Origin of the sequence: Photorhabdus sp. P32 (assembly GCF_038085095.1) — a bacterium.
In the GTDB taxonomy this organism is placed as follows: Bacteria; Pseudomonadota; Gammaproteobacteria; order Enterobacterales; family Enterobacteriaceae; genus Photorhabdus; species Photorhabdus luminescens.
Genome location: NZ_JAZGJN010000102.1, coordinates 1 through 1,103 on the forward strand (window position 1 = coordinate 1; position 1,103 = coordinate 1,103).

Sequence of the window (1,103 nt, forward strand, 5' to 3'; positions counted from 1 at the left end):
GGGTGCGGCGGCTGTTCACTTTGAAGATCAACTTGCTGCGGTGAAAAAATGTGGTCATATGGGCGGTAAAGTTCTGGTTCCGACCCAAGAGGCGATTCAAAAATTGGTTGCTGCGCGTTTGGCGGCAGATGTTTCTGGTGTACCGACATTGTTGATTGCTCGCACCGATGCTGATGCAGCCGATCTATTAACCTCCGACAGTGACACATATGACAGTGAATTTATTACTGGCGAGCGGACTTTTGAAGGATTTTTCCGTACCAGAGCGGGTGTCGATCAAGCGATTAGTCGTGGTTTGGCTTATGCGCCGTATGCTGACTTGATATGGTGTGAAACATCAACACCTGATATTGAAATGGCCCGTCGTTTTGCTGAGGCGATTCATGCCAAATATCCCGGTAAATTGTTAGCTTACAACTGTTCTCCATCGTTCAATTGGAAAAAGAATCTGGATGATAAGACTATCGCGCGTTTCCAAGATGAACTGTCGGAAATGGGTTATAAATTCCAATTTATTACTTTGGCGGGTATCCACAGTATGTGGTTCAACATGTTCGACCTGGCGCATGCTTACGCGCAGGGTGAAGGTATGAAACATTATGTGGAGAAAGTACAGGAAAAAGAGTTTGCATCCATTAATCGTGGTTATACCTTCTCTTCTCACCAGCAGGAGGTAGGTACAGGTTATTTCGATAAAGTTACGACGATTATTCAAGGGGGAACATCGTCAGTAACCGCATTGACGGGTTCTACGGAAGAGCAGCAGTTCTGATTATTGTATTTCTGATTCTATTCAGCCTGCTTATAGCAGGCTGAATATATTGAGGAGTTGCGATGGGGATAGATTCAGCACATTTGATAGCACAAACTATTTTACAAGGGTTCGATGCACAATATGGCCGCTTTTTGGAAGTGACTTCTGGTGCGCAACAACGCTTTGAACAGGCCGACTGGCACGCTGTTCAGCAAGCGATGAAAAAGCGTATTAATCTTTATGATCATCATGTTGGGCTGGTGGTTGAGCAGCTTAAATGTATACATAGTGCTTTCGGATATGATGAAGAGTACATTGCCAAAGTAAAGGTTGTTTATACCCTGTCTCG

Annotated in this window: 2 protein-coding genes; both read left to right on the forward strand. The window is 44.5% G+C overall.

Going from position 1 to position 1,103, the window contains the following annotated elements:
• The coding region (gene aceA, locus V2H77_RS00495; protein WP_341497236.1) for an isocitrate lyase at nt 1-772 on the forward strand (772 nt) is incomplete at its 5' end.
• A 62-nt stretch (nt 773-834) separates the two neighbouring features.
• On the forward strand, nt 835-1,103 hold a 269-nt coding region (locus V2H77_RS00500; protein ID WP_341497237.1), incomplete at its 3' end, for an isocitrate dehydrogenase kinase/phosphatase AceK regulatory subunit.